The sequence below is a fragment of the Ruegeria sp. HU-ET01832 genome (assembly GCF_040371315.1).
Classification (GTDB): Bacteria; Pseudomonadota; Alphaproteobacteria; order Rhodobacterales; family Rhodobacteraceae; genus Ruegeria; species Ruegeria lacuscaerulensis_A.
This window is the reverse complement of the sequence record NZ_BAABWL010000004.1, coordinates 403490-425770: the sequence shown is the minus strand read 5'-3', so window position 1 is coordinate 425770 and position 22281 is coordinate 403490. Positions and strand designations below refer to the sequence as shown.

23 protein-coding genes are annotated in these 22281 nt (G+C 58.2%); 11 read left to right on the top strand and 12 right to left on the bottom strand.

The window, feature by feature from the left end; all coding sequences use genetic code 11:
• The 3 genes from ABWV79_RS14865 to ABWV79_RS14855 form a co-directional block, all read right to left on the bottom strand.
• Entirely contained in the window at positions 1-1023 is a 1023-nt protein-coding gene (locus ABWV79_RS14865) for a carbohydrate ABC transporter permease (RefSeq protein WP_170356002.1), read from the bottom strand.
• Positions 1024-1090: 67 nt separating this feature from the next.
• Positions 1091-2302, bottom strand: a complete 1212-nt coding sequence (locus ABWV79_RS14860; protein WP_353392823.1) for an ABC transporter substrate-binding protein — start codon at positions 2300-2302, stop codon at positions 1091-1093.
• Between the two features lie 75 nt (positions 2303-2377).
• Positions 2378-3424, bottom strand: coding sequence for an ABC transporter ATP-binding protein (locus ABWV79_RS14855; protein ID WP_353392822.1), 1047 nt, complete (start codon positions 3422-3424; stop codon positions 2378-2380).
• A 152-nt stretch (positions 3425-3576) separates the two neighbouring features.
• On the opposite strand from ABWV79_RS14855, the gene ABWV79_RS14850 reads away from it, so the two are divergent.
• On the top strand, positions 3577-4590 hold the full coding sequence (locus ABWV79_RS14850) for a nuclear transport factor 2 family protein (RefSeq protein WP_353392821.1): 1014 nt from the start codon (positions 3577-3579) through the stop codon (positions 4588-4590).
• The gene (locus tag ABWV79_RS14845) at positions 4587-5486 is read left to right on the top strand and encodes an amidohydrolase family protein (RefSeq protein WP_353392820.1); all 900 of its coding nucleotides are present in this window, start codon (positions 4587-4589) and stop codon (positions 5484-5486) included. The genes ABWV79_RS14850 and ABWV79_RS14845 overlap by 4 nt, the downstream gene beginning before the upstream one ends.
• On the opposite strand, the gene ABWV79_RS14840 is transcribed toward ABWV79_RS14845, so the two are convergent.
• Positions 5483-6118: a DUF1326 domain-containing protein gene (locus ABWV79_RS14840; RefSeq protein WP_353392819.1), complete on the bottom strand. Its 636-nt coding sequence runs from the start codon at positions 6116-6118 to the stop codon at positions 5483-5485. The two genes, ABWV79_RS14845 and ABWV79_RS14840, sit on opposite strands and share 4 nt — an antisense overlap.
• 255 nt (positions 6119-6373) lie before the next feature.
• Here ABWV79_RS14840 and ABWV79_RS14835 point away from each other — a divergent pair, with 255 nt between their 5' ends.
• From ABWV79_RS14835 to ABWV79_RS14825, 3 genes are all read left to right on the top strand, one after another.
• Entirely contained in the window at positions 6374-6859 is a 486-nt protein-coding gene (locus tag ABWV79_RS14835) for a PACE efflux transporter (protein WP_353392818.1), read from the top strand.
• A 133-nt stretch (positions 6860-6992) separates the two neighbouring features.
• Positions 6993-7682 (top strand): outer membrane protein, encoded by a 690-nt coding sequence (locus ABWV79_RS14830; RefSeq protein WP_170755237.1) that lies wholly within the window; start codon positions 6993-6995, stop codon positions 7680-7682.
• A 69-nt stretch (positions 7683-7751) separates the two neighbouring features.
• Complete coding sequence (locus ABWV79_RS14825; RefSeq protein WP_353392816.1) at positions 7752-8474, top strand: glycosyltransferase family 25 protein; 723 nt, start codon at positions 7752-7754, stop codon at positions 8472-8474.
• A gap of 45 nt (positions 8475-8519) precedes the next feature.
• Here the strand turns inward: ABWV79_RS14825 and ABWV79_RS14820 are convergent, their stop codons facing one another.
• On the bottom strand, positions 8520-9170 hold the full coding sequence (locus tag ABWV79_RS14820) for a peroxiredoxin (protein ID WP_170355987.1): 651 nt from the start codon (positions 9168-9170) through the stop codon (positions 8520-8522).
• A gap of 208 nt (positions 9171-9378) precedes the next feature.
• Between ABWV79_RS14820 and ABWV79_RS14815 the strand changes: the two genes are divergently transcribed.
• Positions 9379-10818, top strand: a complete 1440-nt coding sequence (locus ABWV79_RS14815) for an aldehyde dehydrogenase family protein (protein WP_353392814.1) — start codon at positions 9379-9381, stop codon at positions 10816-10818.
• 52 nt (positions 10819-10870) lie between these two features.
• On the opposite strand, the gene ABWV79_RS14810 is transcribed toward ABWV79_RS14815, so the two are convergent.
• Positions 10871-11713 (bottom strand): bifunctional helix-turn-helix domain-containing protein/methylated-DNA--[protein]-cysteine S-methyltransferase, encoded by an 843-nt coding sequence (locus tag ABWV79_RS14810; protein WP_353392812.1) that lies wholly within the window; start codon positions 11711-11713, stop codon positions 10871-10873.
• 116 nt (positions 11714-11829) lie between these two features.
• Here ABWV79_RS14810 and nth point away from each other — a divergent pair, with 116 nt between their 5' ends.
• Together nth and ABWV79_RS14800 are read left to right on the top strand one after the other, a co-directional pair.
• Positions 11830-12474, top strand: a complete 645-nt coding sequence (nth, locus tag ABWV79_RS14805; RefSeq protein ID WP_353392810.1) for an endonuclease III — start codon at positions 11830-11832, stop codon at positions 12472-12474.
• On the top strand, positions 12471-13460 hold the full coding sequence (locus ABWV79_RS14800) for an adenosine kinase (RefSeq protein WP_170355980.1): 990 nt from the start codon (positions 12471-12473) through the stop codon (positions 13458-13460). The genes nth and ABWV79_RS14800 overlap by 4 nt, the downstream gene beginning before the upstream one ends.
• A gap of 4 nt (positions 13461-13464) precedes the next feature.
• Here the strand turns inward: ABWV79_RS14800 and ABWV79_RS14795 are convergent, their stop codons facing one another.
• Positions 13465-14304, bottom strand: coding sequence for a DUF547 domain-containing protein (locus ABWV79_RS14795; RefSeq protein WP_170355978.1), 840 nt, complete (start codon positions 14302-14304; stop codon positions 13465-13467).
• The gene (locus ABWV79_RS14790; RefSeq protein ID WP_353392807.1) at positions 14301-15674 is read right to left on the bottom strand and encodes a radical SAM protein; all 1374 of its coding nucleotides are present in this window, start codon (positions 15672-15674) and stop codon (positions 14301-14303) included. The genes ABWV79_RS14795 and ABWV79_RS14790 overlap by 4 nt, the downstream gene beginning before the upstream one ends.
• A gap of 142 nt (positions 15675-15816) precedes the next feature.
• On the opposite strand from ABWV79_RS14790, the gene ABWV79_RS14785 reads away from it, so the two are divergent.
• Positions 15817-16494 (top strand): NYN domain-containing protein, encoded by a 678-nt coding sequence (locus tag ABWV79_RS14785; protein ID WP_353392805.1) that lies wholly within the window; start codon positions 15817-15819, stop codon positions 16492-16494.
• On the opposite strand, the gene ABWV79_RS14780 is transcribed toward ABWV79_RS14785, so the two are convergent.
• The gene (locus tag ABWV79_RS14780; protein ID WP_353392803.1) at positions 16482-16967 is read right to left on the bottom strand and encodes an RNA pyrophosphohydrolase; all 486 of its coding nucleotides are present in this window, start codon (positions 16965-16967) and stop codon (positions 16482-16484) included. The two genes, ABWV79_RS14785 and ABWV79_RS14780, sit on opposite strands and share 13 nt — an antisense overlap.
• A 139-nt stretch (positions 16968-17106) precedes the next feature.
• Between ABWV79_RS14780 and ABWV79_RS14775 the strand changes: the two genes are divergently transcribed.
• Positions 17107-19134 (top strand): FAD-dependent oxidoreductase, encoded by a 2028-nt coding sequence (locus ABWV79_RS14775; RefSeq protein ID WP_353392801.1) that lies wholly within the window; start codon positions 17107-17109, stop codon positions 19132-19134.
• Positions 19135-19173: 39 nt separating this feature from the next.
• On the opposite strand, the gene ABWV79_RS14770 is transcribed toward ABWV79_RS14775, so the two are convergent.
• Entirely contained in the window at positions 19174-19614 is a 441-nt protein-coding gene (locus ABWV79_RS14770) for a DUF4399 domain-containing protein (protein ID WP_170755228.1), read from the bottom strand.
• A 227-nt stretch (positions 19615-19841) separates the two neighbouring features.
• Between ABWV79_RS14770 and ABWV79_RS14765 the strand changes: the two genes are divergently transcribed.
• Positions 19842-20747 carry a LysR family transcriptional regulator gene (locus ABWV79_RS14765; RefSeq protein WP_170355969.1) on the top strand — a complete coding sequence of 302 codons (906 nt, stop codon included), beginning with the start codon at positions 19842-19844 and terminating at the stop codon, positions 20745-20747.
• Between the two features lie 51 nt (positions 20748-20798).
• On the opposite strand, the gene ABWV79_RS14760 is transcribed toward ABWV79_RS14765, so the two are convergent.
• Together ABWV79_RS14760 and ABWV79_RS14755 are read right to left on the bottom strand one after the other, a co-directional pair.
• Positions 20799-21701 carry an OmpA family protein gene (locus ABWV79_RS14760; protein WP_170755227.1) on the bottom strand — a complete coding sequence of 301 codons (903 nt, stop codon included), beginning with the start codon at positions 21699-21701 and terminating at the stop codon, positions 20799-20801.
• Positions 21698-22270 (bottom strand): peroxidase-related enzyme, encoded by a 573-nt coding sequence (locus ABWV79_RS14755; protein ID WP_353392798.1) that lies wholly within the window; start codon positions 22268-22270, stop codon positions 21698-21700. Before ABWV79_RS14755 ends, ABWV79_RS14760 begins: the two co-directional genes overlap by 4 nt.
• Positions 22271-22281 lie beyond the last annotated feature (11 nt).

Here is a 22281-nt window from a genome sequence, read left to right as displayed (position 1 = left end):
TCAGTGGCCTCCTTTATGGTCGCGCCAGGTGCGGCGCAGCGGCAGGATCAGCAGAAGGACGATCCCGATCATGGTCAGCATCGCGCTGGCCGAGGCCCGGCTGATCGACCGGTTGCCCGCCTGATCCGGCACGAGGAAGTCGAAGGTCAGCCATTGCAGTGAGATGACGTAAGCCTGGCTGGAGAAACCGACGATCTCTTCGAACACCCGGTAGGCGTCCATCAGGTGGATCATCGACACGAAGATGATCAGCGGCATCAGATGCGGAATGACGATGTACTTCATGCGCTGCCAGCGGGTCGCTCCGTCGATCACGGCGCTTTCCAGACTGTCCTGATTGACGGTCTGAAGCCCGGCATAGAACACCACGGCCGCAAACGGGGCCACGTGCCAGACACGGTAGAACATCATCAGTATTTCAATCGTCCACGCCTGCGCGAACAGGGCGATGTCGCGGTTCAACCACCATTCCAGCAACGCCGTCAGAATGCCGTCCCCACGGAACAGCCAGTTGATCGACAGTGCGCCGATCACCGGCGTGATGATGAAGGGCAACAGCGAGATGAAGATGACCGGCCCGCGGATCGACCCCGCGGCGTTGTTGATCAGAACCGCGATGCCCAGCCCGAACCCGATGACCAGAGGCAGCGTGATCAGCGTGAAGGTCAGCGTGAACCGCAGCGCCTTCCAGAAGTTGATCGTGGACAGGACCGACCAGTTGCCCTCGGTGATCGCACGCCACGCGCGTTCAGGCTCCAGCACATTGCGATAGCTTTGCAGGCCGACATATTCGGTCTGGGTGATCACCTCGCCATGCTCATCCAGCTTGGGCTGTGATTTCAACTCGGTCACGCAAGTCTGGGTCAGGAAGCCAGGGGTGCAGGTTTCAACTTCGACCGTCTCATAGACGGGTTGGGTGATGTAAAAGCTCTGCTTGAACACGCTGACCAACGGGAACGCGATAAAGAGAAGCATCATAAAGACAGAGGGGCCAACAAAGGCGGCAAATGTCCGGAAATTCATGGCTCTGCCTTTCTCATGGTTCTCGGGTGGTAAAAGAGGGAGGGCACGGGGCCCTCCCCAGAGAGGATCAGTTGCTGATCAGACCAGCCTCTTTCGCGGCGGTGATGTAATCCGCCTCGATATCGGCCAGCGCGGTCTGCGCGTCCTTGGCACCGGTCAGGTAATCGGCCAGACCATTGCCCAATGCGCTGTGAAGAACACCCATTGCGGCGCTGGCCGGGTAGGCCCCCGCACCTTTTTCCGCCGAAGCCGCAGCGCCAGCAGCCAGATCGCCGGGTTTGTAAGCGGCGTTCAGCCAGACAGCGGTGTCATTGTTGGCGCTGACCATGTCACCGTCGATGCCTTCCATGACCAGACGGAAGGCGGCGTCGGCCTCTTCATCGCTCATGTTCGAGGCGAGAACGATGCCGTCCCACCAGATCGTGGTCGAGGGACGTTCGGACCCCATCGGGGCCGAGGCCATAGTGACCTTGCCAACCACCTGGCTTTCGGCCTCGTCATTCATGGCAGCTGCGCGGCTGGCCCACAGGTTCGCCATGGCGATCTTGCCCTGCTGGAACTGCTGCTGAACATAGGTGGAGTCGGACACGAGATATTCCGGATCCATGAACTCGGTCATGGCCTTCATTGTCTCAAGCGCTTTGACACCCTTTTCATTGTTGATCGAGGGCATGTTGCCTTCGCCGATGAACGTGCCGCCTTCGCCCATATACATGTTGACGAATTCCTGGGCCAGGTTCCAACCTGTCTTAAACGTACCGCCGATGGGGTATTCCATCACGCCGGCCTCTTTGATCTTGGCCGCCGCCGCCAGAACATCGTCATAGGTCGCAGGCTCTTCGATGCCCAGATCGGCCAGAACGTCATTGCGGTACATCAGGTGCTGCGCGTTCACCATCATGGCAATCGCCATCACCTTGCCATCCACCTTGATCAACTGGTTGGGCAGCAGGTCCTGACCGTATTTCGCAACCAGATCATCCAGCGGACGGATCGTGCCCGCGTTCAGCAGAGGGATCATGGTTTCATTCGCAACGCCGCCAATCTGATACAGTGACGGGTCGGCCGCAAAGGCTTCGGGCTGCTTCTCGCGGAATTCCTGATCCAGCGATGCGCTGAAATTGCCGCATTCGGCCATCGCGTCCGTCACCGCTTTCCAGGCCTCAAAACCCGCTGACAGCGATTTCAGCGGCACTTCGTTTTCATAGGAACAGGCTGCCGATGCACCGCTTGCCGCGATGGCCATGGCGCCTGCCATTAGGATCGTCTTGAGTTTCATGCGTTTCTCCCTGTCAGGATGGGTCCGTCGTCGACGTCCGGACCGCTGTTATGCCCGTATGGGCTGTTTTTGGGGTTAGCCCCCGATCCGCGCACCGCTTCCAGCTTCGAAGAGGTGACAGATTTCCGTTGGCACCGAGAACGAGACGTTGTCCCCAATCTCGGCGCGGAATGATTTATCGGCCTTGACCGACACTAAAGCCCCGCCAACCCGGACCGAAATCATGGTCGCGTCGCCCAGCAATTCGAGCGTGTAGATCGGCGCGGTAATCTGGCCCGAGCCTTCGGCAAGGCTGGCATCCTCGGCCCGGAAGCCCAGCGTCATGGGGCCGTCCGGCGCGTCCACCGGTATCTCAACATTTTCCGCGCGGAACACCCCGCCCGCTACCTCACCCTCCATCAGGTTCATGGCCGGTGAGCCGATAAAGCTGGCCACAAAGGTATTCGCTGGTCGGTCGTAGATTTCGGTGGGGCTGCCGACCTGCTGCACTACGCCCTGTTTCATCACCACAACGCGGTCGGCCAGTGTCATTGCCTCGATCTGGTCGTGGGTTACATAGATCGTCGTCACCGCCAGTTCGTGGCTGAGGTTCTTGATCTGCGCGCGGGTCGAAACCCGCAGCTTGGCATCGAGGTTCGACAGCGGCTCGTCCATCAGAAACACGTTGGGCTCGCGCACAATGGCGCGGGCCAGCGCCACACGCTGCCGCTGACCGCCCGACAGTTCGGCCGGTTTGCGATGCAGGAAATCGTCCAGTTCAACCATCGCGCTGGCACGGCGCACCTTGTCGTCATGGGTCGCTGGGTCGATGCCGCGCACCTTCAGCGGAAAGCGGATGTTTTCATAGACGTTCATGTTGGGATAAAGCGCATAGCTTTGGAACACCATCGCAACATCACGGTCCTTGGGCTCCAGATCGTTGACGACCTTGCCGTCGATCAGGATCTCGCCCTCGGTCACATCCTCAAGCCCGGCGATCATGCGCATCGTGGTGGTCTTGCCGCAGCCCGACGGGCCTAACAGCACCAGAAACTCGCGATCTGCGATCGTCAGGTCAAAATTGTGGACCCCCACGAAGGTACCCCAGCGTTTGCCGACGTTGCGCAATTTGATTTCCGCCATGGTGCCCCCAACAAGGATTCGCTTTGCATACGTTTGCAAAACTGTAATTCGCATGTATCAAATCGGGCAAGACTTTTTTGCATACGTATGCAAAAATGAAGCTGAAACCCGACTCATCCCTGACGGATAAAACTGATAAAACACTGAGAAACATGGTAAATTCCAAACACTTTCAGAAAGCAAAAAAATTAATCATTGCCTTTCACAAGGAGTTGGAGGGCGCAGGCGAGCATCAAATCACGCAGGTTCTGGGCCAATTTTGCGCGCCAGATATGCTGTGGCGTGGCTTTCATCCATTCAATCAGCTCAGCGGTCCCGCGCAAATCGGGGACCGATTCTGGCAGCCGCTCAAACACAGTTTAGCCCATCTTCAAATACGCGAGGACGTTCTGTTTGCCGGACAGAACTCATTGCGGGACGAGGCCGATATCTGGGTCGTCTCAATGGGGCATCTTATGGGGTTGTTTGACCAACCGTGGTTGGGCATCCGCCCGACAGGCAAGCTGACTTTCCTACGATATTGTGCCTTTTATCGGATCGCCGAGGGGCAGATTGTCGAAACAGCTATGTATTTCGACATTCCGCATCTGATGGTGCAGGCCGGGCAGAACCCCTTCCCACCGCAGACCGCCATGCATGTGGTGCAGCCAGGTCCAAGAACGCATGACGGGCTGCTGATAACTGAACAGCCCATCGAAGAGGGGCAGAAAACTCTGGCCGTGATCAATGCGATGATTGCAGATCTGGGCCAATGGAACAGCGGGCTGTCGCTTGAGGATGAACTGGCCCAAAGCTGGCACGACGACATGCTCTGGTGGGGCCCCGAAGGCATCGGTGCGACCTATACGATCGAACGCTATGCCAAACAGCACTCCGGCCCGTTCCGCGCCGCTTTCACGAACCGCTCCAAGACCAATCATATTTGCCGACTGGCCGAGGGACATTACGGCGGCTTTTTTGGCTGGCCCAACTTTACGGCCATTCCAACCGGCGGTTTCATGGGGATGCCGGCCACCGGCCAGACCGGCGAATTTCGGGTGATCGATATTTATCGCCGTGATGGTGACAAATTGGCTGAGAACTGGATTTTCATTGACCTGCTGCATTTCTGGAAAGGGCAAGGCGTCGACATTCTGGAACGCAGCACAGGGATAGAAACGCCATGAAGATAGATGCACATCACCACCTTTGGGACCTGTCCGCTGTGACATATCCGTGGCTGGCCGAAAAAGGCGTTGTTCGATTTTTCGGTGACCCCGCGTCTATCCAACGGGATTATCTGCTGCCAGAGTTCCGCGCGGATACCGAAGCACAGGGCTTTGGCGCGTCGGTACATATCCAGGTAGGAGCAGCAGACCCGTGGGCCGAAGCGCGTTGGGTTCAATCCGTGGCCGACCAGTTTCCGGACTGGCCTCTGGTACAGGTGGCCTTCTGCGATCTGACGGCTGATGATCTGAGTGAACAACTCGATCGTCTTCAAACCTTGCCGTCCCTGCGCGGTGTTCGACAGATCATAGGCCGCGCGCCTGGCGAGGATGCAGTCACTGGAACCAATGCACTGCTAGAGGACCCCAAATTCCTATCCGGCCTTCAACACTTGGGGGCGCGTGGCCTGTCCTTTGACCTGCAACTTCTGCCCGAGTTGATGCAACAGACCGCTGCCGTTCTTGCCCAATCCCCCGAGACGCAGGTGGCATTGTGCCATGCCGGGTCACCGCATGATCGAACGGATGAAGGCTTGTGCCAGTGGTCCGATGCCTTGATGTCGTTGTCCTGTTTGCCGCAGGTTTATTGCAAGCTGTCCGGTTTGGGGATGTTTGATCACAGCTGGAGCGCCAACAGCGTTTCGCCCATCATTAAGACCTGCCTGTCCCATTTCGGATTTGACCGCTGCATGTTCGGGTCGAATTTCCCGGTCGACAGCCTAAGCGCGACATACCAGGACACCGTATCCCGGCATGAAGCCATCGTCCCGGTCGCCAGTCATAACGACGTCTTTCACAACACGGCGAAACGCTTTTACCGCATTGAAGCAGCGCGGAAACGGATAGAATGCCCCTAGTGGGCGACCCCCGACGGCCCGTGTTTCAACACATGCCACTGGCCAAAGCTATCCTTGAGGTCCAGCGTGATCGCAGCATTCGCCGTGGTCGAGGCGCTGCCGATCTCGGCGATGGTGAATTCGATCCCACCGGGAATATCAATGCGCACCCGGTGCTCTCCGCCACCATGCGGGGCCTGAATCGGGCGTCCGGTTGATCGCAACACGTCGCCTACTGTGACATTGGCCTTGCGCCCTTCAATGTCGACATCAAAGTCTATCGGCAGATACAGGGTATCATGCACGGTTTTGCACATGGCACGGAACACGAACCAATGGGTGGCCATTTCGTCGGTTTCTTCTCCGTGGAATACCTTTTCCAGTGCATTCCGCTGCGCGTCTGTCGCACCCGGATCAATGATCACCTGCATTTCCCCTCCGCCCTCGAAAATCGGGCCGGGCCAGGCATAAATCAGTGCCGCCTTGGTGCCTGTCAGGTCGATCTCGCCGAAATGCCCTTTGGACACCTCGAGCACTTCGAACCCTCGGCAATTCCCATGGGTGGGTAGTTCTTCGAACTGGCAGGGACAGGCGTAACCGCAATTGCAGTTCCCGAATGCCGCGCCCTCAACGTACCAATCTGTAAACGCCATCGTGACCCTCCTGAAATGAAAGCCCGATACCTGTCTTCATCTGCCCCGACGCCGGTATCCTAGCACATTTAGCCCAGAACTCCAAACCAAGGTACCAATCATCTGGAACGCCTCAAAGGTCTGTGTCCAAGTTCACAGTCAACGAGCTCTCAGCATGACAGTTTACCCAAGGGAAACAATTTCCTGCCAACCTAAAAGACAGGTTCGGAAAAGGACCGAATTAGCAAGGTCATCACGTGTGTGAAGGGATGGGTCATGACACTGAGGACGTTCAAAGAGCGCGTCATTCAAACCGGCAGTTTTGAGCTTATAGGCATTGCCTTTGTCTCACCGGTCTACGCCTATATCGCGGGATCTTCTATGGCGCATGGATTTGCGTTGATCACACTGCTGTCCATCGTCATTCTGATATGGTCGCCTATCTTCAACACCCTGTTCGACCTGCTGGAAAGGAACCAAACCTGCCGTTTGGCCTGCGCCCGGCCGCATCGGGTGCGAATTATTCATGCCGTGCTGCACGAGGTCACAGCAGTGATCATCACGTGCCCGTTGATGATGTATGTCGGAGGGCATTCGTTAAAAACCGCGCTGGCCTTTAACCTCGGTCTGACGATCACATACTCCGTCTATACCTATGTATTTCACATCGTTTATGACCGACTGCGGCCCGTTCAACCTGTGCGGGCAATTCAGATTGCAGCTATGCAACCGGTGGAATTGTCAGCCCCGCAAAACGTATGACAACACGGGTTGCGAGTATTCGCTCACACAGCCCCAAATACCTGTGAATCGAAGTGAAGCCTCCATGCCTTCCTATTGCCGAAGCGTTCGCCCACATGTGCGCTCATAACCATTTGGAACAAAGGACATGGACATGGTTAAGCGTATTCTTCTCGCCTCGGCGGCACTGACGATCAGCGCATCGGCATTGTCGGCACAGAGTCTGGCAGACGGCCTGTATATTCAGGGCTTCGCTGGTTACAGCCAACTGCAGGACAGCGACTTCAGCGGCACCGTCAATGGCGGCCCAGAAAACGTCGACACCGATTTCGACGGTGGTTTCGGCCTGGGTGTGGCCGTTGGCAAAGAGATCCCGCAATGGAGCAACGACACCATTGGTACCCGGATCGAACTGGAATTGTCTTATCGAGACAACGATGTGGATGGCGTGAACTTTTCCGGAAACGGCCCGGCCGCCGAAGGCAATGTTTCGGGCGATGTGACCCAGACTTCTTTGTTTGCGAACGTTCTGGTCGACTTCAAGCAGGCCGGGGCCTTCACCCCTTACGTAGGCCTGGGCCTGGGTGCGACCTATACCGACCTGGATTTCGCCTATGGTCCGGGTGTCGAACTGGACGACAGCGACACGACCTTTGCAGCCCAGATCATCGCAGGTGTATCTTATGACGTCAGCGCCAACACCTCTCTGACGCTGGATACCCGCTATTCGCGCGCCTTTGACGTTTCGTCTGATCGTCTGGCCCCGAACGGAGCGCTGACCGGAACTGTCGAAGACGATATCGACGCGTTTAGCGTAAATTTCGGTGTCCGCCAGCAGTTCTGATAGCATAGGGGAAGAGTTTCTCTCCGGTTTCTCTTCCCCCGCGTGTTCCTGTGCTCTATGCACGGGGGCATGCGTTCATTTATCATTCATATGTCCTCCAGCACCGCCCGGCAGAAGAACGCTGCAAAGCTGTGCCAGGATCTGCCAAATGGCGAGTTAATCGAGGCTGTGGATGGTCGCGATCCGCAACAAATAAACGATGTCCAACTATTTCCGGGTAATCTTTACCGCCCCGAATACCCGTTTAAATTGCGCCCGGCCGAGATCGGAGTGTTTCAAAGCCATCGGCGAATTTGGCAAAAAATGGTCGATGAAAAGATTGATCTGGCCATCACCACCGAAGACGACCTGCGCATCGACCCAGAACGCATGAAGCAGGCCCTTGAGCTGATCAAGCCGATTGCCACTCCGGATCACTACATACGTATCCCTGTCAAACAGCGTGAAACCGCTGCGGAGGTGCTGGCAAGACGAAAGGATTTGAGGCTTATTTTGCCCAAAGTCATTGGCTTGCAATGCGTCTGCCAACTGGTCGGGCGTCGGGCTGCGGAACGTTTGCTTGCGGTGACAAATCGAATCGACCGCCCGATAGATACGTTCCTGCAGATGCATTGGCTTACCGGACAACCGATCCACTCTTTGCAAGGCAGCGGCAATCAGGAAGTCGCGGGTGAGATCGGCGGCTCGACTATTCAGTTCCGACCCCCGGTCAGCGATAAGCTGACACGCGAGTTCAAACGCGCGGCTTACAGGGCAAAACTGATGCAGCACCCTCAGCGGGTTAGCGCCTGACACGCGCAGTTTATGAAAGCGGGGCTTTACGCCCCGCTCTGAGTATTAGCTTGGCGCTTTGGTTTTGCGCAGATAGGGAAAGATCGTTTCGAACTCGCCGAATTTCTCTTTGGCTTCTTCGTTGGAAACTGCAGGCGGGATGATCACGTCCTCGCCCGGTACCCAGTTGGCCGGTGTTGCAACGCCCTTGCTGCTCATTTGCAGACCGTCCAGCGCACGCAGGATTTCCGCAAAGTTGCGGCCCACTGTCATCGGATAGGTCATCGACAGCTTCAACTGCTTGTCGGGGCCAATGATAAAGACAGAGCGCACCGTGGCGCTGTCTGCAGGGGTACGGCCGTCGGGCAAATATGCTTCGGCGGGCAGCATGTCGAAGGCTTTTGAAACCGCAAGCCCGTCATCGGCGATGATCGGGAAACCGGGATTGGCGTTTCCGTAAGCCTCGATGTCCTTTTTCCACTTCTTGTGGTCCTCTACGCCATCGACCGAGACGCCAAGAACCTTGGTGTTACGCGCCGCCCATTCGTCATTCAACTGCGCAACGGCGGAAAACTCGGTGGTGCAGACAGGGGTAAAATCCTTGGGGTGCGAGAACAGAATCGCCCAGCTATCGCCAATCCAGTCATGAAACTGAATGGTGCCCTGATCCGTTTCTGCGGTGAAATTCGGGACGGTGTCATTGATACGCAAACCCATGGGGCCTCTCCTTCTGATACTGGTAAGCCTGATGAGAACTTAATCAATTTGCCCATAAGTTAAACTGCTGTTTCCGGATCGAGTTTAAATTCACGCATTTCGATTTGAAGCCCACACGGAATTGTCCCTTGCCCGGCGTCTACCATGGTGACAAGGTTGCGGCGAAAAACCGACCAACCGGTCGGGTCAACTACGAAAGGGTTGCAGCATGATCGAAAAGCGTAACTTCTACATCAATGGCGAATGGATAAGTCCTGCAGCGACCAATGATTTCGAAGTCATCAACCCCTCGACCGAAGAGCCCTGTGCGGTCATTTCCCTTGGATCACAACCGGATACGGACGCTGCTGTAGCGGCGGCAAAGGCGGCCCTGCCGGGCTGGATGGCAACCCCGGTAGAAAACCGCATCGCCCTGGTCGAGAAACTGATCGAGGTCTACGCATCACGTTCAGAAGACCTTGCGCAGGCGATGTCTATGGAAATGGGCGCGCCAATCGACATGGCCCGCACGCAGCAATCAGGCGCAGGGGTTTACCATCTTAAGAACTTTATCCGCGCCGCAAAGGCATTCCAATTTGAACGCCCGCTGGGCGATCATGCGCCCAATGACCGGATCATCTACGAGGCGGTGGGTGTTGCCGCATTGATCACGCCATGGAACTGGCCGATGAACCAGATTACCCTGAAAGTTGGCGCAGCGGCGATTTCAGGCTGTACGATGGTGTTGAAACCGTCCGAGCAAAGCCCCCTGAACGCGATGATCTTCGCCGAGATGATGGACGCGGCAGGCTTTCCTGCAGGCGTGTTCAATCTGGTGAACGGTGATGGTTTGGGTGTGGGGTCTCAGCTGTCGGCGCACCCGGACGTGGATATGATCAGCTTTACAGGTTCGACCCGCGCGGGAACTGCGATTTCTAAAAATGCAGCAGATACACTGAAGAAAGTGCATCTGGAACTGGGCGGCAAAGGCGCAAACGTTGTCTTTGCGGACGCCGATGAAAAAGCGGTCAAACGTGGCGTTTTGCACATGATGAACAACACCGGCCAAAGTTGTAATGCGCCAAGCCGTATGTTGGTGCAGCGCCCGATCTATGACCAGGCGGTTGAAACCGCAGCCGAGGTGGCCGCCAAAGTCGCTGTCGGTCCCGCGCTGGAAGAAGGTCGCCATATCGGCCCCGTGGTGAACGAACTGCAGTGGACTAAGATACAAGACCTGATACAGAAGGGCATCGACGAAGGCGCTCGTTTGGTCGCCGGTGGTACCGGGCGGCCCGAGGGTCTGAACAAGGGCTACTACGTGCGCCCCACCGTCTTTGCCGACGCCACCAACCAGATGACCATCGCGCGCGAGGAAATCTTTGGCCCCGTCCTGACCATGATCCCCTTCGACACCGAAGAAGAAGCTGTCGAGATTGCCAATGACACGCCTTATGGCCTGACCAACTATGTCCAGACACAGGACGGTGACCGCGCCAACCGCATGGCCCGCGTGCTGCGATCCGGTATGGTTGAGATGAACGGCCAGTCGCGCAGTGCTGGGTCTCCGTTTGGTGGGATGAAGCAATCAGGCAACGGGCGTGAAGGCGGTGTTTGGGGGCTTGAAGATTTCCTTGAGGTCAAAGCCGTCGGCGGCTGGGCTACCGAGTAAGCATACCTAGTGATCCAGTGGTGAGGCACCTAACGGTGCCTCGCTCTGTGTTTCAGGCATCCGCCTGAGCGGCTTCATAGGCCAGCATGGCGCGTTTGACGGGCAGGCCCCAGTGATAACCGCCCAGACCACCCGATTTCCGCAACGCCCGGTGACACGGGATCAGCCAGCTGACCGGGTTGCGCCCAACCGCCGTGCCCACGGCCCGCACCGCTTGCGGGGACCCCACCCGCTGCGCGATTTCGGAATAGGTCGTCACCTGCCCCGAAGGGATGTGCATCAGCGCTTCCCACACTTTAATCTGCAGCGGTGACCCGATCAGGTGCAGCGGGGTCTCAGACCGATCGGCACCAAACGACGCCTCGACCCAGGGGCGCAGTTTTTCGGTATTCTCGACATAGCAGGCTTTGGGCCAGCGCGAGGTCATATCCTCCATCGCCGCCGCTTCGCCGGTTTCCGCACCAAAGGCCATGCCGCAGATGCCCTTGTCGGTGCCCATCACCAGCGTCGGACCAAAGGGGCAGTCGAACCAGCCCCAGTATATCGTCAGGCCATCGCCTTTGCGGGCGTAATCGCCGGGGCTCATGGATTCCCATTTCAGGAACAGATCATGCAGGCGACCGGACCCGGACAGCCCCACGTTATGCGCCGTCTCCAGCGTGGTGAACCGCTCGCGCAGCAGCGCCTTGGCGTGGCCCAGCGTTAGATATTGCTGATAGCGTTTCGGCGACACCCCGGTCCAGCGCGAGAACAGGCGCTGAAAATGCGCTGGGCTCATGTCCATCTGGCGGGCCAGCTCGTCCAGCGACAGGGATTCGCCGCCCTGATCGATCAGCTCGATCGCGCGGCGCATGACGTTGTAATGGTATCCGCTTTCGGGGGTCTGGACGTTCATATCTCACCTCATCTGCTGCCCCGGACCATAGCCCGCGCGCCCGGCCACCGCGACCCGAAACCTGCGCATTGGCTTTGGGCTTGTGTCACAGGCCCTTGGGCGGCATTAAGGCCCGGATGGCAAAGCAACTCGACTACCACACGATCCGTGAGATCTTTACGCGTTTCCATGACGCCGACCCCGAACCTAAGGGCGAGCTGGATCATGTGAACGTCTATACTCTGGTCGTCGCCGTGGCGCTGTCGGCGCAGGCCACCGATGCGGGCGTCAACAAGGCCACCAAAGAGCTGTTCAAAATCGCCGACACGCCGCAAAAGATGCTGGATCTGGGCGAAGCGGGCCTGACCGAGCATATCAAGACCATCGGCCTGTTCCGCCAGAAGGCCAAGAACGTCATCAAGCTGAGCCGTATTCTGGTCGACGACTATGACGGCGAGGTGCCCAACTCCCGCGCCGCGCTGCAATCGCTGCCCGGTGTCGGGCGCAAGACCGCCAATGTGGTACTGAACATGTGGTGGCGGCAACCGGCACAGGCGGTGGACACGCATATCTTTCGCGTCGGGAACCGTACCGGTATCTGCCCCGGCAAAGACGTGGACGCGGTCGAGCGCGCCGTCGAAGATAATATTCCCGCCGATTTTCAACTGCACGCGCATCACTGGCTGATCCTTCATGGGCGCTATCACTGCAAGGCGCGCAAACCACTGTGCGGAACCTGTATCATCCGCGATCTCTGTCAATTCGAGGACAAAACCCTATGAAAACCTACCAGCTCACCGGTATCGGAAATGCCGTTGTGGACGTGATCTCTCAGGCCGATGACAGCTTTCTGGAGCTGATGGGCATCGAAAAAGGCATCATGCAGCTGATCGAGCAGGAACGCGGTGAAGTGCTCTATGCGTCGATGGAGGGGCGCGTGCAGACGCCGGGTGGCTCGGTCGCGAATACCATCGCGGGTGCGGGCGCGCTGGGTCTGGATGCGGCATTCATTGGCCGGGTGCATGACGACGCGCTGGGGCGGTTCTATGCCGATGCGATGAATGAGGACGGCGTCGATTTCGTCAACCCGCCGGTGCCGGGTGGCGAGCTGCCGACCTCACGCTCGATGATCTTTGTCTCGCCCGATGGCGAACGGTCAATGAACACCTATCTGGGCATTTCCTCGGAACTGTCGTCTCAGGACGTATCCGAGGACGTGTCAGGCAACAGCCAGATCATGTTCCTTGAGGGGTATCTGTTCGACAAGGAAAAGGGCAAAGCCGCGTTTCTTGAGGCCGCGCGCACCTGTCACAAGGGCGGCGGCAAGGCGGGGATCGCGATTTCCGATCCGTTCTGCGTGGAACGTCACCGGGTCGATTTCCTGCTGCTGATCGAGAACGAGCTGGATTTCGTGATCGGCAACGAGGCCGAGATCAAATCGCTGTTCGAAACCGATGATCTTGAGGACGCTCTGGCCAAAACTGCCGCGATTTGCCCTCTGGTCGTATGTACCCGGTCGGGTGATGGCGTGACGGTTTTGTTCGGCGGTCAGCGCGTGGATGTACCGGTGGAAAAGGTTGTGCCCGTGGACGCCACCGGTGCGGGCGATCAGTTCGCGGCAGGGTTCCTGTTTGGCATGGCCACAGGGCGCGATTACGAGACCTGCGCCAAGATCGGCAATGTCTGCGCCCGCGAAGTGATCAGCCATATCGGCCCCCGCCCCGAGGCAAACATGCAGGAGCTGCTGCGGGCAGAAGGCTTGCTGTAAGCGCCTAAGACCCCGCTGCCGCGTCGTTCAGGGCCCAATCATATTGATAGGCCCGAACACGCGGCACGTCCTGCAATCGTGCCTTCAGATCCGGATCGGCGGCAGTCTGGATATACGCCAGAATCGCCTGCTCGTTCGGTCCGAAATCCTCGCGGAACCAGATGAAAATCTTGGACAGGATCAGTCCGCCATTGTCAGTGAATCGGATCCCGCGCGGGTCGTTGATATAGGCGCGCTCGGCGGCAGCAAAGTCACGCTCTAACGTCTCGGCCTGCCAAGCACGGTCCATCAGGTTGGGGCAGCCCACGGCGGCGCAGTTCAGGGCATAGTGAATGCGCGGCTCGTTGAATTCGGGCCGGATGATGCGGTGCTCGATCTCGTTCAGAGTCAAGCTCTGCCCAGCGACCGTGACCAGAGGCCGGTTCCATGGCCCGATCGACAGCGGCCCGTCCTTGATGTCGCGGATTGAGGCGACGGGGTGGTTTTCAAGAATCACATCCACCGTCACCGCGTTGTACATGTTGATCCAATAGGCCAACTGTTGATCACGGGTCAGCGCCGCAGGGTCCACTGCTTGCAAATCTTCGATATACCCGTCCAGACGCAACCTGTCGTCGGCCGAGACCTGCCCGTAAGCCACGCGATTTACCCCCTGCGCATCAGGCGCGACATATCGGTTCAGAAAGGCGGTCCAGTCGCGGTGATCCACACGCTCTCCGGGTGGTTGGGCAGCGCGGGTCAGGGCACTGTTTGTCAAAGGTTCGGGCGCAGGAAGGGCCAAACGTTCGACACTGGCACAAGCCGCCAGCAAGGGCAGCAACAGAAGGATCAGCAAACGTCTCATGAGGCATCCTTTCGAGCTTGGCGCAGGGCGCGCATCTGCCCTTTCAGCCGTTTCATCGGGGCAAGAGCTGGGTCGCTAAGCTCGGGCAGGTCCGGCCCATTCGACAGGCGCGGAACAGCGGCGTTCCACCAGCTTGGGCCGGTGGGCCCGTCAAGACGATCAGGACTGGCCAAGTGCATATCGCGTTGAGCGTTGTGGACGCACATCGACAGCGGCCCATTCGCCGTGGCCACCATGAACACGCACGAGGCGCAGCGATCCTCCTCCAGCTGATCCGCCGCCATGAAATTGTGAATGAACACGGCTTGCCGCCTCACCGGGCCACGCAACAGACCAGTGCCCAAACGAGCGACACTCATCCCCAGATGCCCCAATGCGCGCAATGCCAGCAGCGGATGTCGTTGGATCATGCGCCCAACCTTGGGGCGAATACGGATATGGGCATCCTGATTGTCGTCCACCCCTTCCAGAGCCGCCATCACCCGATGCACCAGCGGTTGGTTTGACAACAACGAAACAGCCCGCCCCCCTGCTGTGACAACACTGGCATAACTGTTGCACTTGGAATGCCCTACAGCTGCCGTGCCGAAATGCAGCGGGGCCCCGTATCCCGCTTCAATCGAACGCGCGACGCTGTCCTGAGTGATCATCTCGGGGCGTTCGCGCAGAACACCGCGCCCGGTATCGGCCTGCATCTGGAACGAGACAAAGGCGACCTCGGGTCGGTCACGCAGAAACCGCGCCAATGCGGGAAGGTCATCAAAATTCCCCTCGAACACGGTGGTGTTGAACAGGATGCGCAGGCCCAACCCGCGCGCGCGTCGGATATAAGCACGGCGGACGGTGTTCAGCTCGACCTCGGAGGTGAACCCCTTGCGCTCTTGCGTCATGTCCACGTGAAAGGCCACATCATCCAGCCCCGCCGCCGCCAACCGCGTCAGGAAAGCGCGGCTGGTGCGGATACCATTGGTCATCAGGCAGGACCGCATCCCCAAACGCTTGATTTCGCGGCATAGCGCCTCAAGGTCTTCGACCTTGCGCAGGGTCGGGTCGCCCCCAGTCAGCTGAACCGACACTCCGGTACCATAGTGGCTGTAGATCGTCTTCAACCGCGCGAACAGAACCGAAAGAGGCGGGTCATAGGTCATCTCGGCCCGGTCCGAGAGATAGCACAGCGTGCAATCCAGATTACATCGCTGCGTGACCTCAAGCGCGACGCAGGCGATAGGATAGAACCGCCCCGCCGTCTGCCCGGCGTGATATTCCCCACAGCTTTGCAATCCCTCGCGCAGAGGCGCGCGGCGGTCGGAACCGGTGAATTTGCGCCCGGCGGGGACGATGGCGGGGGGGCTGTGAACGGTGTCTCTCATGCGCACCAAGCTAGAGACGGGCCGACGTGCGAACTACGCCCCCTCACGGCAAGTTGTCGCAGGGTGAGTGAAGGGGGGGCCCAAGTTTCGCCTTAAACCGAAACTATCAAACCGAGAATTGAACAAAGGATATTTAATACGCATGACACAGCGCGTTGCCGTATTGGTCGATGGCGACAATTTGAGTGCCCATCACAGCGATATGATCCTACAGGCCGGTCATCAGGCGGGTCGGGTGAACGTCGCGCGGGTATACATGAATGCAAGGCGCAATTCCTCCTGGCATCAGGTCGGCGCTTTTCACCTGATCCACAGCGGAAGCGGAAAGAACGCGACCGATCTTTTGCTTGCCTTCGACGCAATGGACGTGGCTCTGCAACAAAGTATCGACGTTGTCGTGATCGCAAGCTCGGACGGGGATTTCGTTCACCTGCACCGGAGATTGCGCGAGCGTGGCGTGACCACAATCGGTGCAGGTGAGGGCAAAACTCCTGAAAGCATACGCGCGTCCTGTGTTCGGTTCGTCGAGTTAAAACTTTCGGAACCTAAGGCGCTGCGACCCAAATCGGTCTCTGATTTGGATTGCCAAATCCGCAATATTATTGCGAGCAACAGCAAAACCGGAACAGGGATGCAACTGACCATCCTTGGGGCCAAAATGCACCGGCAGCACGGCATCAGGATTAGCGACCGCCCCGAGAAAACCTGGCGGCAATACCTGAAGTCCAAGCCTGAATTACATGAGTTGGACCCGGCTGGTCAGAATGCACATGTGCGGCTCAAACCGGACGGGTTTGAACAAATCGCTCAGTCCAGGTGATCCGCAAAAGCGGCGATCACTTGTTCGTAAACGCCCCGCTTGAAAGGCACGATCTCGTCCACCAGATGGGCGGGCTCCTGCCATTTCCATTGGGTGAATTCCGGGTGTTCAGTTTCGATATTGATCTGATCATCGCGCCCCGTGAAACGCAGCAGGAACCATTTCTGTTCCTGCCCGCGATAGCGCCCCTTCCAGATCTTCGGCACGATGTCATGAGGCAGATCATATGGCAGCCAGCCGGGGGTTTCGGCCACCACCTCGACCAGATCTGCGGTCACGCCGGTTTCTTCCCACAACTCGCGCAGGGCGGCATCGCGCGGGTCTTCACCTTTGTCCACACCACCCTGCGGCATCTGCCATGCGTCCTTGTGGCGGTCATTACGTTGCCCGACGAAAATCTTGCCCTCTGCATTCATGAGCATCAACCCGACACAGGGACGATAGGGCAGTTTAGCGATCTGGTCGGGGGTCATGCTGGGCCTCGTAATTTTCCTATGCAGGTTCTGTATCAACTGCCAGACTAACAGCAAAGACTTTGACGTTAGGTTTCACGTGACAACGTTGACGTGAACGTCAATCTAACGCTCACACAACCGAGAGGGAGAGTTCGCCGTGACTGCGTACCCAAACATGCTGGCCCCGCTGGATCTGGGCTTTACCACTCTGAAAAACCGGGTCCTGATGGGCTCGATGCATACGGGGCTCGAGGAAACGGGCGATTGGAATCGCGTGGCCGAATTCTATGCCGACCGCGCCCGCGGCGAAGTTGGGCTGATGGTGACGGGCGGGATTGGCCCGAACCTCGAAGGCTCGGTTCTGCCGGGTGCGTCGATGATGACCAATGACGATGAGGTCGCCAAGCATTCCATCGTGACCCAGCGCGTGCATGAGGCGGGCGGCAAGATTGCCATGCAGATCCTGCATGCGGGCCGCTATGCGTATGGTCCTAAATGCGTGGCCCCCAGCCCGGTGAAATCGCCCATCTCACCCTTCCCCCCCAATGAGCTGGATGAAGACGGGATCGAAAAGCAGATCAGCGATATCGTCAACGCCGCCAAGCTGGCCCAAAAGGCGGGCTATGACGGGGTCGAGATCATGGGGTCCGAGGGGTATTTCATCAACCAGTTCCTCGTGACCCATACCAACAAGCGCACTGACCGTTGGGGCGGATCATATGAGAACCGGATGCGCCTGCCCATCGAGATCGTGCGCCGCACGCGTGAGGCGGTGGGCAGCGATTTCATCATCATCTACCGCCTGTCGATGATTGATCTGGTCCCCAACGGCTCGACCCATGATGAGGTTGTCGAACTGGCGAAACGGGTTGAAGACGCGGGTGCCACGATCATCAACACCGGCATCGGCTGGCATGAGGCACGGATTCCGACCATCGCCACATCCGTTCCACGCGCGGCCTTTGCGTGGGTGACGAAAAAGCTGATGGGCAAGGTCGGCATTCCGGTCATTACCTCGAACCGGATCAACACGCCCGAAGTGGCCGAAGAGGTCCTGTCCACCGGCTGCGCCGACATGGTGTCTTTGGCGCGCCCGATGCTGGCGGATGCGGATTTCGTCGCCAAGGCGATGGAAGGCAAGTCGGCACAGATCGCGCCCTGCATTGCCTGTAACCAAGCCTGTCTGGACCACACCTTCAGCGGCAAGCTGACATCCTGTCTGGTCAACCCGCGCGCCTGTCACGAGACCGAGCTGGTGATCGAACCCGCCGAGACCCGCAAAACCGTGGCCATCGTCGGTGCAGGCCCCGCAGGTCTGTCCACCGCCATGACCGCCGCCCAGCGCGGCCATGACGTTACCCTGATCGACCGCGCCAGCGAAATTGGCGGCCAGCTGAACATGGCCAAACAGGTGCCCGGCAAGGAAGAGTTCTGGGGGTTGGTCGATTGGTTCCGCACCATGATCGCGGATCTGGGCGTCAAGGTGGAACTGAACCGCGAAGTCACGGCCGATGATCTGACCGGCTTTGACGAAGTTGTCATCGCCACCGGCGTCACCCCGCGTGATCCGCAGATTCCGGGGCAGGATCGGGACAACGTGATCGACTATATCGACGTGCTGCGCCACAAGGCCGAAGTCGGCAAATCCGTCGCCGTGATCGGCGCAGGCGGTATCGGGTTCGACGTGTCCGAATTCCTGCTGGAAGAGGGTCACAGCATCACCACTGACCTGCCTGCCTGGATGAAGGAATGGGGCGTCACCGACCCCGCCGAGCATCGCGCCGGTCTGGCCCCCGAAGGCCCGCAACCCGCCGCGCCTGCGCGTCAGGTGACTCTGCTGCAGCGCAAGAAGCAGGCGCATGGCAAGGGTCTGGGTAAAACAACCGGCTGGATCCACCGCGCCACGCTGAAGATGAAGGACGTCAATTTCGTCGGCGGCGTGAATTATGAATGCATCGACGACGACGGCCTGCATGTCAGTTTTGGCGAAGAGCGTGCCGACCCGACCGTGATCGCGGCGGATACGATTGTTTTGTGTTCCGGTCAGGTCTCGGACCGCAGCCTTGCGGATGCGCTGATCGAACGCGGCATCACCCCGCATGTGATCGGCGGCGCGGATGTGGCGGCGGAGCTGGACGCCAAACGCGCAATCAATCAGGGTACACGACTGGCGGCTGGTTTCTAAAGCGGCAAGCCGGGCCTCGTTGCGGGGCCCGACTTGCTTTTATTCGACGGTGATTGTGATCACCTCGGAGACGATGGGCGGATTATGGGGCACATGTCCCGCATCACCCAACACCAGCTGCAGCGTGTGTTCTCCAGGGGCCATCTCAAGCGTCACCTCGGTTTGGCCGCCGCCAAAATGGATGTGGTTGTCATCTGCGGGCAGACCATAGGCCAGCTCATCCGCGCCATCCTCGCCCTGCCCCAGAGGCGGACGGTCAATCAAAAGGTGATGATGGCCGGTATTTTCGGCCTCTGTCCCGGCAGGCGCCACACCCATGCCGTTCAGGCCAAAGACGATTGTTACTGGGGATTGCACGGAATCACCGTCGGACAGATTAACGAAATAAACCTCGGCATCTGGGTTCGATGGGGTCTCTCCTGCGGCCAGAACGATGCTGGCAGAAAACATCAGAGCAACGATGGAAAAAAAGGCTTTCATAATCTCCTCCTTGGTCACAAATTTGCCATTCTCATCTTAGCATATTTGCCTTGATCCCCATAAAACCCAGCGTTTATTGGGTTTGTGGCGAATTTAGAAACCACCGTTTCCACGTTTCCTATATTCGAACGATCCGTTTTAAATCCCTTTTATTATCCCGAATATGCCCTGTTTCCGCCCAGATTGCTGGCCAAACTGGTTGAAACGAAAAGACCTGGGGAACGAGAATGGACAGACTGACCGAAATGGAAGCCTTTGCCAACGTGGTGGACCAGGGTGGCTTCACTGATGCGGCGAAAAAAATGGGCATCTCCAAATCGGCCGTGTCAAAGCACGTCTCGAGCTTGGAGGCGCGCTTGGGCGCACGCCTTTTAAACCGCACAACGCGCCGTGTTTCACCGACCGAGATTGGCCTTGCGTATTACGACCGTGCCCGTCGGGTGCTCAATGACGCAGGCGAAGCCGATGCGTTGGTTACGTCAATGCAGTCCGCTCCGTCCGGCCTGCTCAGGATCAGTGTGGCGACCGATTTCGGCGTCAATCACCTGTCACCGGTTCTGTCCGAGTTTTTGTCAGCTTATCCCGATATCACCGTCAACATGGTCCTCAACAACCGCTACGTTGAACTGATCTCGGAAGGTTTCGACGTCGCGGTGCGTATCGGAGAGCTGGAAGACAGCACCTTGCGCGCACGCAAACTAACAGAAACCGTGAAACGAATGGTTGCTGCGCCAAGCTATATGGAAAAATACGGCTTACCGCAGAAGATTGATGACCTGAACGAACATAAGCTGCTGCACTATTCCAGCCAGTCTTCGGGCAATGTCTGGAAGCTGACCGCCCCGTCTGGCGAAAAGCGTCAGGTTCGGACCGCCGGCTGGTTGAGCGTGAATGATGGGCAGTCTCTGCTGAACGCGGCGATCTCGGGCCTTGGGATCGCGCATTTGCCCAGCTACCTTTATGCCAGTGCGTTGAAATCCGGCAAAGTTCTGGACGCGATGCCATCTTTGCCAGACGAGGTTCAGGGTGTCTTTGCGGTCTATCCGCCTGGTCGCTTTACGCAACCCAAAGTACGTGCATTCATTGATTTCCTGGTCGAGTCCTTCAAGGACAGAGGACCAATGGATTGGTAATTTCTCCCCGGTGAAGACTGAACGGCCCGTACGAAAGTGCGGGCCTTTTTTTCAATTCACCAGCAGGACTGCCTCGACCCTTCGATTCTGATCACGGCCTTCTGGCGTCGCGTTCGTTGTCATCGGTGCCAGATACCCAATCCCGCGGGCCTCAAGACGATTTCCCGCAACGCCATGACCCTCAATCAATCGGACCCGGACAGCCTGCGCCCGCCCCGTGCTGACCGAGATATTCGCCTCGAGCGTGCCGGTATCGTCGGTGTTCCCGACAAGCGCCAGCCGAACATCGGGATTTTCGGACATATAGGCCGCAATCAACGCCAGCGACGGAAAGGGACCTTCGCCCAGCGTAATCTCTCCGGTTCTGAAATGCAGGTCGTCCAAAATGACATGACCGTTCTGCTCCAGCTCGGACAGCAGACCACCGGCCTGATTTACCGTTTCTTCGACAACCAGCGCAGGCGGTTCGGGTGCATCCACAGGCGTCACACGGATCATCTGCACGTAGCCATCGGGGGGGGTACGACTTACCAACAAACTCAGGGCCTCTTCGCCGCGTGTGGCGGACAGAAAGCGATAGTCCTGAATGGCCACATACATGTCGGGCGTGGGTACGACTTCGGTGCCAAAACGGAAATCGAAGCCACCGCAGGTAATCGCCTCGCATTCGAATGCTATGTCAAAACCCTGATCCACGACTTGCTGACGCAGTGGCGCCAGTATCTGCAGCGTCGTACTGGACCCGGACTGCAATCGCCACGTCAACCGCTCAACCCGGCCTTCAATCACGCGATCTGGGACTTTGCCCGATTCAAAGCGACCGATGGGCATGTTATAACTGTCCAGTGCACTGGTGCGATCGCTCACCAGACGCGACCCCGACGGCAAAGCAACTTCCTGCGCCGCCGCCGACCCCGCCAGCAACATGGATATCAGGACCGCGCGGCGGATCATCGGGCCTGCGCGTGATACGCGTCATTCGGAGCCATCGCTGTTGCGCTGGCGACCCGGTTTGACATGTTGAAAAAGCCTGTGACGTTGGCGATATCCCAGATATCGCGATCGCTGAACCCCACGTCGCGCAAAAGCTGGCGGTCGGGCTCTTCGATCTCGGCGCTGGCAGTTGTCATTTTGACAGCAAAGTCCAGCATCGCCCGTTGCCGCGCGTCCAGAGGCGCGACCCGGTAGTTCATCACCAGCATCTCACCCAGTTGGGGGTTGCCCGACATCTGCCGCACCGCAGCCCCATGCGCCACAAGGCAGTAAAAACACTTGTTGATGGCCGAAACGACCACTGCAATCATCTCACGTTCAAGCTTGGACAACCCGCTATCGGCCAACATCAGATCGTTATACATGGCGGTAAAGGTGTTCAGCTTGTCGACATCAAAGGCATAGGCCCGCAACACGTTAGGCACAAATCCCAGCTTTTCGACGCAGATATCGAAATACCTCTGCGTTTCGGGTGGCAGAGGATCAGCCATCGGTAAATTCAGCGCAGTCGGCAGAGGATGGTCGGTCACGTCAGGCTTTT